Below are 15,310 nucleotides of genomic sequence, written 5' to 3' on the forward strand. Positions count from 1 at the left end.
ATAACAAATGAGAGAAATGGATAATACAGCAGTTTTAGAAAACAAATTGTTTATGCCTGCCACTGAAAGTGAAAAGGCAACAGTTGAAATTATGCGCCCTTCAGTAGGGTATTGGAAAGATGCCTGGAGGAGACTTCGAGCAAATAAGGTTGCAATCGGGGCACTGGTTGTTATATTGCTGGTGCTGCTGGCTGCGGTAATAGGGCCTATGCTCTCTCCATATAAATATGATCAGATTATCAAGGGCAGTGAGAATTTATCTCCAAATTTTCAGCATATTTTCGGTACAGACAGTCTGGGCAGAGATTTGTTTACAAGAACGATGATAGGTGCCAGGATTTCAATAGCAGTTGGTGTGGTAGCTGCTATAATGATCTCCATCATCGGAATCCTGTACGGCGCTGTTTCAGGCTTCCTTGGAGGCTGGGCCGACATTGTGATGATGAGAATAGTTGATATAGTTTATTCAGTTCCTACAGTACTGATCGTTATTCTTCTGCAGGTAGTTCTCAAGGATCCGATTGACAAATATCTGTCATCTGCCAATTCGCCGGCGTTTTTAAAGGGTTTGGGAGTCGGCCTGATAAGTATATTTTTTGTTCTGGCTTTGCTGTATTGGGTCGATATGGCGAGGATAGTTCGCGGACAAATCCTGGCATTGAAAGAACAGGAATATGTGCTGGCCGCCAAGGTTCTTGGTGCCGGCAGCAGGGATATTATCTCAAAACATCTGATACCTAACTGCATAGGTCAGATAATTGTTGTTGCAACGTTGAAAATCCCCGAAGCAATATTCGTTGAGTCATTTTTGAGTTTTATAGGTCTTGGTGTTTCCATTCCCATGGCTTCTCTGGGTTCCTTGTCGCAGGCAGCGCTGAAGGGAATATATTCATATCCCTACATGCTTATTTTCCCTGCTGCAACCATCAGTGTAATAATACTGTCCATGAATCTTTTCGGAGACGGCTTAAGAGATGCACTCGATCCAAGAATGAAGAAATAGCCTGAACAAATTATATAACTGTTTTGTAGCCGCAATGCGGCTCAAAGCCTAATATGGCTCATGGAGGTTAGCTAATATGGTTAAAGAATTACTTAAAATAAATGATTTGAAAGTTTCGTTTTTTACGCCGGCCGGTGAGGTTAAGGCGGTTAACGGCATAAGTTATACCCTTGAACCCGGAAAAGTTCTGGGAATAGTAGGTGAATCGGGCTCAGGGAAAAGTGTTTCCTCTTACTCCATAATGGGTCTTATAGATAAGCCCGGAAAAATTATATGGGGCAGCATTACTTTTAACGGAAAAGATGTTTCAGCCATGAATAGGTCTGAAAGACTGAATTTTTCCGGTAATGAAGTAGCAATGATCTTCCAGGACCCCATGACCTGTCTGAATCCTGTATTTACAGTAGGAAACCAGATAGCGGAATCCCTGCGTCACAAGTACGGGAAAATCTCAAAAGAAGAAGTCAGGAAAAGATCAATTGAATTGTTAACCCTGGTTGGTATAAATGGGCCCGAAAAACGTTTGTCTCAGTATCCTCATGAATTTTCAGGCGGAATGCGCCAAAGGGCAATGATAGCCATGGCACTTGCTGGAGCTCCCAAACTTCTGATTGCCGACGAGCCCACAACTGCCCTTGATGTTACCATTCAGGCACAGATACTTGAACTGCTTAAGGATATTCAGAAAAAAACCGGTATGGCCATTGTCCTTATAACACATGATCTTGGAATAGTTGCTGATATGGCTGATGACGTTATTGTCATGTACGGAGGAAGAATTGTTGAACAGGGTTCTGTATACAGCATTTTCCATAATTCCCGCCACCCATACACAAAGGGGTTGATACGCTCCCTGCCCGACTTGAAAAAAAAGGGTGAAAAGCTCATTCCCATAAAGGGAAATCCTATTGATCTTCTGAATCTTCCCAAAGGTTGTGCATTCGCGCCAAGGTGCGAGAGCTGCCTTAAAGTCTGTATCAACCACATGCCGGCTGAATATGCCACAGAAGATGGACATAGAACCGCCTGCTGGCTTTATGACGAGAGGGCAGATAACAGCGGGGAGGTAAAAAATAATGGTTAATTCAGAAGTTCTATTAGAAGTCAATAATCTTAAACAATATTTTCACATAAGAAATAACCTGGGAGAAAAAGCATCTGTTAAAGCTGTTGATGACGTTACATTTAACATATATAGAGGCGAGACTCTTGGTCTTGTGGGTGAATCCGGTTCGGGAAAGACAACTCTCGGACGTTCAATCCTGCGAATCTATGATCTTACTGATGGCCGGATTAAATTTTCCGGAGTCGATATAACAAAACTCCGAAAGGATAAACTATTGCCTTACAGAAAGAAGATGCAATATATTTTCCAGGATCCATACGCATCACTTGACCCGCGTATGACTGTCTCCGACATTGTTGGTGAGGCTTTGGATATTCACAAACTTGCCTCTTCAAAAAAGGACAGGGAAGACAAAATAAGAGACCTCCTAAAGCTTGTCGGTCTCAATACGGAACACTCTTCACGTTATCCGCATGAATTTTCAGGCGGCCAGCGTCAAAGAATCGGCATAGCCCGCGCCATAGCGGTGGAGCCTGAATTCATTGTTTGTGACGAACCTGTTTCTGCGCTTGATGTGTCTATCAGAGCACAGATTATTAATACACTTGAGGAGATGCAGGAAAGATTGAACCTCACGTATCTATTCATCTCCCACGATCTCGGTGTTGTCAGACATACCTGTGACAGGGTCGGGGTTATGTATTTGGGGCATTTCGTTGAGTTGGTCGAATCGGATGAACTTTATAAAAATCCTCTGCATCCGTATACGCAGGCACTGCTTACAGCAATTCCGGAGCCAGATCCCGAAATGGCAAAAAAGAGGAACAGAATCATCCTGAAGGGTGAAATACCATCACCCGTAAATCCTCCTTCAGGCTGCAAATTCAGGACAAGATGTCCTTTTGCGAAGGATCTGTGCTCACAGCAGATACCTGAATTTAAAGACCAGGGTAATGGTCACTATGTAGCTTGCCACTTTACCGGTAAAATCTGATTGGTATAAGTTTTCCATATTACAAGATGTTACAGGTTCATTTTAACTTAATGAGGTCGACATTCGGTTAAAAATATAAAAGGTATAAATTATTTTATACTGTTGAAATCTCAAAATTTGTAATATTGGATTTAATTTATAGATATTTTTTAACTAAAATCTAAATAATAGGGGGTATAATAATGAAAAGAACACTAGTTCTTATTCTTGCTCTTACTGTATTGGTAACAGTATTTGCAGGCTGTGGAAGTTCTTCAAACTCCACAAGTTCCGGAAAAGCTATCAGCGCAACTATAGCTTCCGAGCCAAAAACACTGGATCCGTCCCTCAATAATTCAGTTGACGGAGGAAATTACATTTTATGCGGATTTGAAGGTTTAGCCACTATCGGTAAAGACGGAACAATCGTACCCGGTGCCGCTGAAAAATGGGAAGTCAGTTCCGACGGTCTCGTTTGGACATTCCACATTCGTAAGGATGCAAAATGGTCTGACGGCAAAGATTTAACTTCAAATGATTTTATTTACTCATGGAAAAGGACGGTTAACAAGGAAACAGCTGCTGACTATGCATACTACATTTACTTCATCAAGAATGGCGAAAAAATCAATTCAGGTGAAGCTGATATTAATACATTGGGCGTAAAGGCTATTAATGATAAAACTCTTGAAGTAACTCTTGAAAATCCATGCCCGTTCTTCACTGAGATAGTTGCATTCCCTGTTTTGGTGCCTCAGAGGGAAGATATCGTGTCAAAGGATGCATCCAAATGGGCACTTGATCCAAAGACCTATATAGGAAACGGTCCCTACAAACTCACAAGCTGGGAGCATGATTCAAAGATTACCTTTGAAAAAAGTGATACTTACTGGGGTAAAGACTCTATTGTAGCACCAAAGATCGAGTGGTATCTGATGAATGATCAGAATGCCATTTTGAGCGCGTTTAAAAATGGTCAGGTTGTTTATGCAAAGAACATCCCCACCGACGAATTTGCAGCTGAAAAAGAAGCCGGTAATTTGATAATATTGCCATTACTCGGAAACTACTATATCGATCTTGTAAACAACAAGCCTCCCTTTAATAATCCAAAAGTAAGAAAGGCATTCTCATTGGCTATAGACCGTAATTATCTGGTTGAAAAGGTTCGAAAGGGCGGAGAAACTCCGGCATCAGGCTTCGTACCATATGGTATTGCTGATGTTAAGCAGGAGCCTGACTTCCGTACAACTGCAGGAGAGTTAATCTCCGCAAAACCGGAAGATTACCAGAAGAATATTGCCGAGGCCAGGAAACTTCTTGCTGAGGCAGGCTATCCGGACGGAAAAGGGTTGCCCAAAATTACATACGGTTTGAATACCGGTGCAGGACATGAGCCTGTTGCAGAAGCTATACAGCAGATGTGGAAGGAAAATTTAGGTGTTGAAGTTGAAATTCTGGCCCAGGAATGGAATGTATTTCAGCAGTCAAGAAAAGATGGTGTTTACAGCATAAATAGAAACGGTTGGTTAGGGGATTATTTGGACCCTTCAACCTTTATGGATATATTTACAACTGGAAACGGACAGAATAACGCCAAGTACAGCAATCCAAAATACGATGAATTGATTTCGGCAGCAAGAAAAGAAACAGATGCTGCAAAACGTATTCAGATATTCCATGATGCAGAAAAAATCCTTATGGAGGATTCTCCGATAGCTCCGTTATTTTTCTATACACAACCTGTTGTTGTATCTAAGGATTTACAGGGGGTAGTTAATACAAAACTTGGATGGGTAATCTTTAACTGGGCATCCTTTAAATAATTTGATTAAAAAAACCTGTAGTCACTGGTATACCGGTGATTACAGGTTTTTTTGGTGCCCAGAGCCGGAATCGAACCAGCGACACGGGGATTTTCAGTCCCCTGCTCTACCGACTGAGCTATCTGGGCGCAATTCTCATCTTCGCGGGAGCGAAGAAAGGCCTTCAAAAAACTAATTAATAATTAAGGTTGTGGTGGGCCTTCAGTCGAAAGCGTAACAAAGATGCTGGTAGCATGTTTGTAGCTTGAGAGTCCCTGTTGGAATTGCTATAGGCAATTCTTATCTTCGCGGGAGCGAAGAAAGGCCCTTAAAAAAACTAATTAATGATTAAAGTTGTGGTGGGCCTTCAGGGACTCGAACCCCGGACCAACCGGTTATGAGCCGGTTGCTCTAACCAACTGAGCTAAAGGCCCTCGAAAAGGACGAGTTTTAGTATAATAAAAAAATGGAATTAAGTCAATAGTAAACTTATAATTATTTTACCAATAACCACATTGCATAAAGAGTTAAACAATAGATTCATTCAAAAATAGCAAACTTTGCTAGGAAAGTCTTAATTTATTTGATAAAATTGAATTATTGAAAAGAATAAAGAAAAAAAGGTTGGGAATTTGACTCATGGGTATAATTCAAAATTTGGAGTACTTATCACAGCTTGTTGCTGTACCGGGTTATGAGAGGGATGCGGCTGAAAAATGCTCTGTCCTGTTTTCTGACTGGTGTGATCAGGTTCGGGTGGATAAGTTTTTTAATGTGATTTGTTTGAAAAAGGGATATAACAAAGCCGCAAAGAGACTGATGATAACCGCACACATTGACGAGATCGGTTTTCTGGTTAATTCCGTGGACGATAAAGGCTTTGTGGGGATCACAAATGTGGGCGGAATAGACAGCAAGATACTATTGGCCCAGGAGGTAATAATCCACGGAAGACAGGATGTTGTCGGAATTATTGGAGCTACGCCTCCGCATCTGCTGAAGGCCGAAGATGTGGGAAAAGCTGTAAAACTGCGCGATATCAGGATAGATACGGGTTTGAGCGGGGATGAACTTAAAAAATATGTATCGGTTGGAGATACTGTGTCATTAAGATCAAAGTTTATAAAAATGAACGATCAAAAGGTCAGCGGAAAGGCCATGGACAACAGGGCCAGCATTGCCTGCATGCTTGAAATACTCAGGCTGCTCAAGGATGTAAATCATGAAAATGATTTGATATTCGTAGCCTCCACACAGGAGGAAACCTATCTGACGGGAGTTATGACGGCATCATACGCACTTCGGCCCGATGCCGCAATAGTCATAGATACCTGTCACGGAGATATTCCGGACCTGCCGAAGGATGTGTCTTCAACGCCGGGAAAGGGACCGGAGATATCCATAGGGCCGAATTTACAGCCCAGGCTGGTGTCAAAAATCTTTGAACTGGGGAAGGAAAACGGTATTCCGTTTCAAAAAATGGTCGAAGCCGGGGATACGGGAACAGAGGCATGGGCAACACAGGTCAGTGCTGCCGGAATACCTACGGCTCTGCTTTCAATACCCATAAGATATATGCATACGGCTATTGAAACGGTAAATCTGGAGGATATAAAATATACAGCCAGAATGGTTTCGGAATTTGCTAAATTAAGCAGTGAACAGTTGGGGGAATTACTATGCTTATAAAAGAGTTGACGGATTTGAACGGTGTATCGGGCAATGAAAATGAGGTAAGGGAATTTATCATTGACAAAATACAAAACCTGTGTGATTCCTACATGGTGGACTCCATCGGTAATATCATAACCTTTAAAAAAGGCGGCAGCAGCAAATTAAAGGTCATGCTGTCGGCACATATGGATGAGGTTGGTTTTATTGTATCGGGACATACCGAAAAAGGCTTTATAAAGTTTAAAGCGGTTGGAGGTATAGATGACAGAATCCTTCCGGGAAAAAAAGTTGTAATCGGAAAAAAGAAACTGGGCGGAGTTATAGGGATAAAGCCTATACATCAGCAGGAGCGGGAAGAGAGACAAAAAATATCCAAGATTAAAAATTTATATATTGATATCGGCGCCGACTCAAAAGACGAGGCTGAAAAGCTTGCTCCACTGGGTGAATTTATTGCTTTTGACAGCGATTTCATACAGCTTGGCCCGGATTGTATAAAAGCAAAAGCTCTTGACGACAGAGTGGGCTGTGCAGTGCTGATAGAGGCGCTCAAGCACAGCTACGACTTTGATCTCTACGCCTGCTTTACGGTCCAGGAAGAAGTGGGACTCAGAGGTGCACAGGTTGCCGCATACAATGTAATGCCCGACGTGGCATTGGTTATTGAAGGTACTACCTGCGCTGATGTACCCGATGTGGAGAAGCATGACTATTCAACCATACTTGGAAACGGTGCGGCTCTGACCATAATGGACAGGACCTGCTACTGCGACAGGGAGTTGGTTCAATACCTGTACGAGGTGGCAGTTCAAAACAACATAAAAGTTCAATACAAACAGACTACTACAGGAGGAAACGATGCGGGTCAGATTCAGAGGACGGGTACGGGTGTCAAAACCGCATCCATCTCGGTACCCTGCAGATATATACATTCTCCCGTATCGGTAATGGATATAAGGGATTATGAGGCGGTTGAACGCCTTACCATTGCTGCTCTGTATCAAATCAGCAAAGACAAGGAATTTTTAAGGCAGCAGTAGAAAGAAAACAACAATAGTCAAGGATAGAGCAGCAGTCAAGGAAGCAGCAGACTGTGATCAGAATTATTAATATGCAGTAACAGTGTATTCGAGCTGGGATAATGGCTCAAGCAGATATAAAACTTTAGTTTGGAGGACTATTATGCAGGAAACATTAAAATTGGTAACCCAGGTATTTGGAGTTTCAGGCAATGAGGATGAAATAAGAGAAACCATAACAAATGAGATAAAAAAACATGTAGATGAGATAAGAGTTGATGCCATGGGCAATCTGACAGCCGTTAAAAGGGGTAAGAAGAAGAAAATCATGCTTGCGGCACATATGGACGAGATAGGTGTTATTGCAACTTTCATTGATGACAATGGCTTTATCAGATTTTCCAATGTAGGCGGGGTGTCACAGCTGACCGCGCTGGGACAGAGAGTCCGGTTCAGGAACGGAACCACCGGGACCGTGAGTAAGGAAGAAAAACTTGAGGATGTCAGAGGCCTTAAGCTGGCCAAAATGTATATTGACATAGGGTGCAGAAGCAGGGAAGAGACCGAAAAACTGGTCAGAATAGGTGATACGGCCAACTTTGTGGGAGATTTCACAGTTCAGGGAAACTGTGCCATCTCAAAGGCCATGGACGACAGAAGCGGCTGTGCCGTACTTATAGAACTGATAAAATCACTGCCCAAAACCGATAACGAAATTTACTTTGTTTTTACAACCCAGGAGGAGGTGGGGCTAAGAGGAGCAAAAACGGCAGCATTCGGAATAATGCCCGACTGTGCCATCGCCCTGGACGTGACAATAACAGGTGATACCCCCGAATGTGACAAGCGGGAGGTAAAGCTTGGAGGCGGTCCTGCCATAAAGGTAAAGGACAGTTCCTATCTTGCCCATCCGGCAATCCGGAGAGAGCTTGAAAATTTGGCGGCTGAAAATGGAATTCCATATACACTGGAGCTTTTGGACAGAGGCGGCAGTGATCCCGGCGCCATACAGACAACAGGTATGGGAGTCCCCTGCGGAGGAATTTCCATTCCGTGCAGGTATGTGCATTCTCCTGCCGAAATGGTCAGCCTTGAGGATCTTGAAAACTGTGTAAAACTCACTTCGCTCTTTATAAAAAACTATAAATGATGGGATACGGTTAAATGTTTAAGTTAAATATAAATGACATAACGCCAAAGAGAAGTTTGGCGTTGTTTTTTCTTGCACTGACAGCAGTCCTCTGGAGTCTGGGAGGGCTGCTCATAAAGCTTGTGAACTGGAATCCCATAGCCATTGCGGGAGCCCGCAGTCTAATCGCTGCCCTTTTGATTTTATTTTTTATAAAAAAGCCTGATTTCAAGTTTAACTTTTTGAAATTCGCGACAGCGTTTGTATATGCCGCCACCGTAATTACATTTGTTGCGGCTACAAAGCTTACGACTGCGGCCAATGCCATAATCCTTCAATATACCGCCCCCATATATGTGGCAATATTCGGAGCAATTTTTCTAAAGGAGAAGGTAAGATGGTATGATGTCATTACGATAGCTGTGGTATTTGGGGGAATGATACTTTTCTTTATTGATAAGTTAAGCTCGGGAGGAATGCTTGGGAATCTCATCGCAATAAGCAGCGGAGTATTTTTTGCTTTTGTCGCCCTGCTTTTAAGGCTTCAAAAGGATGATTCACCCCTGGACAGAATTTTCTGGGGAAATATAATGACTGCTGTTATAGGCTTGCCTTTTATGTTCCAATCCGTACCGGATGCAAAAAGTGTGATGGGAATAGGACTTCTTGGTATTTTTCAGCTGGGCTTCTCATATGTTTTATTCTCAGTTGCAATTAAAAATGTTTCTGCTCTTGAAGCAGTGCTGATTCCGGTTATAGAACCCATTTTAAATCCCATATGGGTAGCTCTTGTGGTTCATGAGGTGCCCGGTGTCTATTCACTCATAGGTGGAAGCATTGTACTGATTATTATTACCTTGAGATGCATTTATACATATTTTTTGTCGAAGAAACGGGAGACTGCTTTAAAAAAGCAGGAATTTGCAGGACTGTCATAGAAATTATATCAATGAATATACTATGAAAAGGGGTGCTGTTATGAATATTACATTTCTCGGAGCAGCTAAAACAGTAACAGGTTCTTGTTATTTAATAGAGACAGGTGATAAAAAATTCCTTGTGGACTGCGGCATGTTTCAGGGCAGGGCCAATGAGGTGCTTTTAAATGCCGAACCTTTCCCGTTCAATCCGGGAGAATTGGATTTTATGCTGCTCACACACGCTCATATAGATCACAGCGGAAGAATTCCAAAGCTTTTCATGGATGGTTTCAAAGGTACGATCTATGCTACAAAACCAACGGTTCAGCTGTGTGGAATAATGCTTCCTGACAGCGGTCACATACAGGAGATGGAAAATGAATGGCTCAACAGGAAAAGACAAAGAGCGGGCAAATCACCTGTTGAACCTCTATATACCGTAAAGGAGGCCACCGACTGCCTGAGCTTGTTTAAGAGTGTGCCCTACGGAGAGGCAATCGGTATAGCAGACGGTATCCGTGTCAGATTCAATGATGCGGGGCATATTCTGGGCTCTGCAATAATCGAGATTTGGATCAGGGAAAACGGAAAGGATACCAAGATAGTATTCAGCGGCGATCTCGGCAACAAGGGAATTCCATTATTACGGGACCCGGCAGTGATTGCCGAGGCCGATTATCTCGTGGTGGAATCGACTTACGGTAACAGGCTTCATACGCTGAAAAAGGATAAGGACAGACTGGAAAGGCTTATCAGTATAATTACCGAAACTATTGCCAAAGGAGGAAATGTTATAATACCATCCTTTGCAGTGGGAAGGACCCAGGAAATAATTTATGATCTTAACAAATACATGGATGTTTTTGGGGATGCGGTCAACAGGATTCTAAACATTCCAGTATATGTCGACAGCCCTCTTGCTACGTCGGCGACCCAGATATTCAGAGAGAATCTTGACTGCTTTGATGAAGAGGCAAAGCAATATATTGCAAACGGGGATAATCCGCTGGATTTCCCGGCACTTAAGTTTACGCAGTCTCCTGAAGAATCCAAAAAGCTTAATGAGAATACTGAAAGTACCATAATCATATCTGCAAGCGGTATGTGTGAAGCGGGCAGAATCAAACATCACCTCAAGCACAACCTGTGGAGGAAGGAATCCACCATTCTCTTTGTTGGTTACCAGGCGGAGGGTACCTTGGGAAGGAGACTTCTGGATGGGGCGTCCATGGTGAAACTATTTGGGGAGGAGATTTCTGTAAATGCAAGGATAGAAGCCATTGACGGTTTTTCCGGACACGCCGACAAAGCGGGGCTTCTGTCGTGGATAGGCAGCATTGGCAAAAAGCCCAAGCAGGTATTCATTGTTCACGGTGAACTTGAGGTAATGAATGAATTTGCACAGAGCATAACTGATGAGTTCGGACTGAAATGTATTATTCCGGCAAGGGGTGACAGCTATGTGATAACTGCGGAAAATGTATATGAAAGCATTCCGAATGCTGATGTCAGGAAGAGATTCAGAAGGCTGGCCGTGGTTGAGATGCTGGATACCCTGCGGGAGGAATTTGAGGAACTGGCTGAGATTCTCAAGGGAGATCTCAAACAGGAAAGATCGGATGTTGAGATTGATGAAGTTGCAGCCAAACTGAAGCTGGTGGAAAAATCAATTTTGGAAGCTATAAAATAGAAAAAATTGAGATTTATTATTTTATGATATTGCAAAAGTTTATTAAATATAGACAAAAAGCAATGAGAATCCTCATTGCTTTTTGTCTATATTTTTGCCTTTCAAAGGCTTGATAATGAAGGATTTGAGGAATATGGACCAGATGGAAGGAAATCACACCATTTCATACAAAACATGAAGTATAGTCGTATAATTAATAGCATTTAATGCATACTAGTGATTTTGAAGAAATTGAATAATTGACATTTTTTTTGAAAGTTTGTATAACTTATAAGGATGTTAAAGTACCAAAAGATCTAATAAGCAATTGACAGAAAATATAAAAGCAACTTATCGGAATGAATAAATTGAGGGTTGCAATACTTTTGGGGGACTAAATATGAATATCTTGAAATTAAGGAAAAAAGCCACTTTTTCTTTAATTACATTAATGATGTGTAGCACGCTGCTTTACTCTGCGAATAATACTTTTAATATAACCGGATACATAAACAGACAAGTTGAAAATTTAAAAGAAAAAGAAATGAAATATGTATATAGCCAGAGCAATCAGTCAGGTGACAAATATTCGGAATATGGTGATAAATCTGCCGGCAATAATATTCTGGGAAACTACGGCAGTGTCCTGGGGCAAAAAATTGTCAATGCAAACAATTATCAGAATTATATGCTGCTGGAGCAAAGTGAAAAAACCGGTTCAAACAAATCCATATCCGAACTGCTGCAGAATCTGTCTAAAATCAATTCCCTGTATGGGGAACTGGAAAACCAGATAAATCAAGATTCTTACAGGGATAAAAATTTTGAGCTCTATTATGTTTTCAGTTTTGATTATACGATGAATGCCCTGAAGGAGCTGGATAATTCCATTAGCAGGATATCAGCCGCGCAAAAGGTGCCCAAAGCGCTGCTGGCATCAGTTTTATTCAGGGAAATGATGTTTTTGGGTCAGGAGGATCTGCTTGACGGACTGCCCGTTATTGGAGGAAAGTCCATGGGGATATGCCAGATAGGCATTGAAAATGTAAGGTACAATGAGCAAATTGTACACGGTGAAAAATCACTGATAACAAGTGAATCCGATGAACAGATAAAAACAATGCTGCAGAATCCCAAGCATGCGGTTTATTTCTGTGCCGTACAGTTGAAAGCCAGAGCCATTAAATTAACGGGAGATCCTGAAATAGACCTTAATAAGCTGGACGAGGAACAGCTGAAGACCATACTTGAAAATTATAATCTTTCAAAAATATCGGTTGATATCGGTCCAATAAAAACAAAGGAAACGTACGCTGTTGAAACTTACAGATATTATGAGCTGTTCAAGCAATATTATCAGTTGCAATAGAAAGAGGCCGGAAATCAAGTCTATCAGGGTATGTATATAAGGCAAAGTTGCTATTATAATTAAATAAAGTAATTTTTTTAAAGAAAGTGTAATGCATATGAAATTACACTTTCTTTTTATGTAAATATGTAATAAAATATTTTCTGTAGAATCTTTGTAAATCAATCATAATTCGACAGCATTGATTTACAGTAGGACGGTTTATCTAATTTAATCTTATGGAGGACGGATAGAATGGTAGGGTCATTTTTATTAACGCTATTGCCGATTTTGGTAATAGTCTGTATGCTTGTCATTTTTAAAAAGTCGGCTGATATCAGCGGTATTGTCGGCTGGCTGTGTGTTTCGGCAGTAGCATTTCTGTTTTTCAACACCTCTTTGGAAGTAATATTGAGATCGACAATTTCCGGTATTATCAGATCGTTCCCCGTTTCACTGATAGTTTTGACATCACTTTTTATGATGGCTTATATGGAAAAAACGGGTGCGCTGAAGAGAATAATTATTTTTATTAAAACCATCTCAAGCCATAATAAAGCAGTTCAGATCATGATGATAAATATTGGATTCGGAACGCTTATGGTTGCGGTCGGTGCCACTCCCGTTTCACTTTTGCCGCCCATACTCATTGCAATGGGATACTCTACCTATGTTGCAATAGCACTTCCTTCAATCGGTTATGACGCTCTCTGTACATATGCTCTGCTGGGTGCACCGGTGGTGGCCTTCGTAGATTTCGCCAACAGGTTTTTAGGCCCCGGCAATGAGATAACGCCTTCCCAGGCCGGCAGTATTTTCTACATGTTCCTGCCTGTCGTTTCAACACTGATCGGTTTCTGCATGCTCTACATCGTTGATAAATGGAACGGAATCAAGAAGGGTTTCCTGCCCTGCATAGTCACAGGCGGAGTAATTGCGGTGGTAGCATATTTTACAAACAAAGTTGACAATCTTGTAACCCTTACCGGCGTTCTTTGCGGACTGGCAGTAATCGTTGTAATGGCACTCTATTTAAAGGTTACAGGAAAAAATATTATTGACAGAAGCAATCTTACAGAAGAAGAGAAGGCTTATGAAAAACAATATCCGCTTTGGAAGGCACTGAGTCCGTGGATTATATTAATCGGCCTTATTCTTGCACTAAATCTTCCAAAGCCGGCATATGACTTTTTATATAACCTGAAACTGCCGATAAACGGTATTGCCGTGGATGGCAAGGGAATTGTCACAAGGGCGGTATGGAACGCCTATACCTGGATCGCGGTGGCAGTAGTTATATCCATGCTCTTTATCAGACCAAAGGCCTCACAGGTTAAAGAGTCTTTCAAAGTGTGGTGGAAAAGAGCACCCAGACCTGTTTTCTCTGCGGCAATATTCTTTGCCATCGGAGAAATCATGAACTATTCAAATTGGAGCATGGAGACAATGAAATACCAGTCGGCAAGTATGATAAAAGTGCTTGCGGATGTTTCAGCCAATGCCTTCAGCGGCGCCTACGGGTTTATAACAGGGTTTATCGGACTGTTCGGAGGCTTTATTACGGGCAGTGAGGCATCGACAATCGCAATGTTTGCAAACTACACCATGGAGACAGCAAAGAATCTGAATATGGGCTTAAACGGACTTATTATCGCCACTGCAGCCCTTGCTTTCGGAGGAGGACTCGCAAGTGTGATATCACCTGCCAAACTCCAGAATGCGGCGGCCTCCATTGACAAGCTGGGAGAAGAGAACAAGGTAATAAGAATTGCATTTGTTTTTGCACTGATTTTGACCTTTGTTACCTCGGTATATGCAATGCTGCTGCTGCAAATAGGAGTTAATATCTAAGCAATGAAATAATTAATGTGTTATACGGAACAGCTTAAAACCAATGATTACATATTATCGTGCTCCCGGCCGGTATCCATCAGTGGATTGCCCACGAAGTTCTTGCTGAAGTAGTATGACTTACTTCAAGCAAGCTTTTCTACCCAGGCTTCCCACTGACGGATACCGGCCACGCACACAATTGCTTGTTCATGCACGGTTAAAACAATTGCGATAGCTAGTATGGAAGTACCGGTATCAACTGGTGACTTCCGTACTAACTTCATGAAATAGGACGCACCAAAAACAATTACGAAAATTGTATCGCCTCATTGTAAAGCGATTTTGCCGTCGCTCAAACTCGACATCCTGTCTCGATTTGAAGCTCAAAGCAGCGTCCTGTTGCTTTGCCGTCAAAACTGCTTTACCTTCGTTGACAATTTATCGCAATTGTTTTTAACCGTGCATCCTATTTCATGAAGTTGTCCTCACGTCACCAGTTGATTTCAATAAATCTATTTATAAAGGAAAACACAATTTCAATCAGTATAACAAGTTAAATTAATTCAGGACAGTACACAGGGCACAAGTTTCAATACTTGTGCCCTGTGTTGCGGAAAAGGATGCATTATTTATTCGGCAAATAATAAAATAACTGTTTGGGTTATTGCCAATAATACGTTATAATAGAATTGTTTTGTAAAAGGTAAATTTATGCATACGCCTTATCCGGCTCACGGTAAGTGCATTGCTGACAGGTTTTACCCGGAAAGGATGATGGTTAGCTTGAAAGACTTCACTTGCGTTCGTCTTCCAAAACTAACCTGTGAATTTATGGCCGTGCGAAATATTCAAAGTATTTTAGCAATACTTT

12 protein-coding genes and 2 tRNA genes are annotated in these 15,310 nt (G+C 41.7%); 11 read left to right on the forward strand and 3 right to left on the reverse strand.

The features are described from left to right. Window positions 1–7 precede the first annotated feature (7 nt). From T344_RS0118145 to T344_RS0118160, 4 genes are all read left to right on the forward strand, one after another. Entirely contained in the window at window positions 8–1,003 is a 996-nt protein-coding gene (locus T344_RS0118145; protein ID WP_034862142.1) for an ABC transporter permease, read from the forward strand. A gap of 76 nt (window positions 1,004–1,079) precedes the next feature. Next, entirely contained in the window at window positions 1,080–2,087 is a 1,008-nt protein-coding gene (locus T344_RS0118150) for an ABC transporter ATP-binding protein (RefSeq protein ID WP_027629886.1), read from the forward strand. Continuing rightward, window positions 2,080–3,063 carry an ABC transporter ATP-binding protein gene (locus T344_RS0118155; RefSeq protein ID WP_027629887.1) on the forward strand — a complete coding sequence of 328 codons (984 nt, stop codon included), beginning with the start codon at window positions 2,080–2,082 and terminating at the stop codon, window positions 3,061–3,063. Before T344_RS0118150 ends, T344_RS0118155 begins: the two co-directional genes overlap by 8 nt. 182 nt (window positions 3,064–3,245) lie before the next feature. Then, window positions 3,246–4,868, forward strand: coding sequence for a peptide ABC transporter substrate-binding protein (locus T344_RS0118160; RefSeq protein WP_027629888.1), 1,623 nt, complete (start codon window positions 3,246–3,248; stop codon window positions 4,866–4,868). Window positions 4,869–4,920: 52 nt separating this feature from the next. On the opposite strand, the gene T344_RS0118165 is transcribed toward T344_RS0118160, so the two are convergent. Both T344_RS0118165 and T344_RS0118170 read right to left on the reverse strand, forming a co-directional pair. Next, window positions 4,921–4,996, reverse strand: a tRNA-Phe gene (locus T344_RS0118165). Window positions 4,997–5,204: 208 nt separating this feature from the next. Continuing rightward, window positions 5,205–5,281 (reverse strand) — tRNA-Ile (locus T344_RS0118170). 205 nt (window positions 5,282–5,486) lie between these two features. Here T344_RS0118170 and T344_RS0118175 point away from each other — a divergent pair. The 7 genes from T344_RS0118175 to T344_RS0118205 all read left to right on the forward strand — a co-directional run bounded on the left by T344_RS0118175 (window position 5,487) and on the right by T344_RS0118205 (window position 14,457). Further along, a complete protein-coding gene (locus T344_RS0118175; protein ID WP_027629889.1) occupies window positions 5,487–6,536 on the forward strand; it encodes a M42 family metallopeptidase in 1,050 nt (349 codons plus the stop codon). Next, the gene (locus tag T344_RS0118180; protein WP_004624227.1) at window positions 6,527–7,561 is read left to right on the forward strand and encodes a M42 family metallopeptidase; all 1,035 of its coding nucleotides are present in this window, start codon (window positions 6,527–6,529) and stop codon (window positions 7,559–7,561) included. The genes T344_RS0118175 and T344_RS0118180 overlap by 10 nt, the downstream gene beginning before the upstream one ends. Window positions 7,562–7,703: 142 nt before the next feature. Continuing rightward, window positions 7,704–8,690 (forward strand): M42 family metallopeptidase, encoded by a 987-nt coding sequence (locus T344_RS0118185; RefSeq protein WP_027629890.1) that lies wholly within the window; start codon window positions 7,704–7,706, stop codon window positions 8,688–8,690. A gap of 14 nt (window positions 8,691–8,704) precedes the next feature. Then, window positions 8,705–9,607 (forward strand): DMT family transporter, encoded by a 903-nt coding sequence (locus T344_RS0118190; protein WP_027629891.1) that lies wholly within the window; start codon window positions 8,705–8,707, stop codon window positions 9,605–9,607. Window positions 9,608–9,647: 40 nt separating this feature from the next. Further along, window positions 9,648–11,279 carry an MBL fold metallo-hydrolase RNA specificity domain-containing protein gene (locus T344_RS0118195; protein WP_027629892.1) on the forward strand — a complete coding sequence of 544 codons (1,632 nt, stop codon included), beginning with the start codon at window positions 9,648–9,650 and terminating at the stop codon, window positions 11,277–11,279. Window positions 11,280–11,658: 379 nt separating this feature from the next. Then, a complete protein-coding gene (locus tag T344_RS0118200) occupies window positions 11,659–12,627 on the forward strand; it encodes a hypothetical protein (RefSeq protein ID WP_027629893.1) in 969 nt (322 codons plus the stop codon). A gap of 234 nt (window positions 12,628–12,861) precedes the next feature. Further along, complete coding sequence (locus T344_RS0118205) at window positions 12,862–14,457, forward strand: L-lactate permease (protein WP_027629894.1); 1,596 nt, start codon at window positions 12,862–12,864, stop codon at window positions 14,455–14,457. Window positions 14,458–14,582: 125 nt separating this feature from the next. Here the strand turns inward: T344_RS0118205 and T344_RS31055 are convergent, their stop codons facing one another. Continuing rightward, a complete protein-coding gene (locus T344_RS31055) occupies window positions 14,583–14,723 on the reverse strand; it encodes a hypothetical protein (protein ID WP_154669458.1) in 141 nt (46 codons plus the stop codon). Between the last annotated feature and the right edge of the window lie 587 nt (window positions 14,724–15,310).

The sequence above is a fragment of the Ruminiclostridium cellobioparum DSM 1351 = ATCC 15832 genome (assembly GCF_000621505.1).
Lineage (GTDB): Bacteria > Bacillota > Clostridia > Acetivibrionales > DSM-1351 > Ruminiclostridium > Ruminiclostridium cellobioparum.

Bases quoted from the DNA above. Each gene is read 5' to 3' on its own strand.
- T344_RS0118145 (WP_034862142.1), top strand. From the start codon at position 8: ATGAGAGAAATGGATAATACAGCAGTTTTAGAAAACAAATTGTTTATG.
- T344_RS0118150 (WP_027629886.1), top strand. From the start codon at position 1,080: ATGGTTAAAGAATTACTTAAAATAAATGATTTGAAAGTTTCGTTTTTT.
- T344_RS0118155 (WP_027629887.1), top strand. From the start codon at position 2,080: ATGGTTAATTCAGAAGTTCTATTAGAAGTCAATAATCTTAAACAATAT.
- T344_RS0118160 (WP_027629888.1), top strand. From the start codon at position 3,246: ATGAAAAGAACACTAGTTCTTATTCTTGCTCTTACTGTATTGGTAACA.
- T344_RS0118175 (WP_027629889.1), top strand. From the start codon at position 5,487: ATGGGTATAATTCAAAATTTGGAGTACTTATCACAGCTTGTTGCTGTA.
- T344_RS0118180 (WP_004624227.1), top strand. From the start codon at position 6,527: ATGCTTATAAAAGAGTTGACGGATTTGAACGGTGTATCGGGCAATGAA.
- T344_RS0118185 (WP_027629890.1), top strand. From the start codon at position 7,704: ATGCAGGAAACATTAAAATTGGTAACCCAGGTATTTGGAGTTTCAGGC.
- T344_RS0118190 (WP_027629891.1), top strand. From the start codon at position 8,705: ATGTTTAAGTTAAATATAAATGACATAACGCCAAAGAGAAGTTTGGCG.
- T344_RS0118195 (WP_027629892.1), top strand. From the start codon at position 9,648: ATGAATATTACATTTCTCGGAGCAGCTAAAACAGTAACAGGTTCTTGT.
- T344_RS0118200 (WP_027629893.1), top strand. From the start codon at position 11,659: ATGAATATCTTGAAATTAAGGAAAAAAGCCACTTTTTCTTTAATTACA.
- T344_RS0118205 (WP_027629894.1), top strand. From the start codon at position 12,862: ATGGTAGGGTCATTTTTATTAACGCTATTGCCGATTTTGGTAATAGTC.
- T344_RS31055 (WP_154669458.1), bottom strand. From the start codon at position 14,723: ATGAAGTTAGTACGGAAGTCACCAGTTGATACCGGTACTTCCATACTA.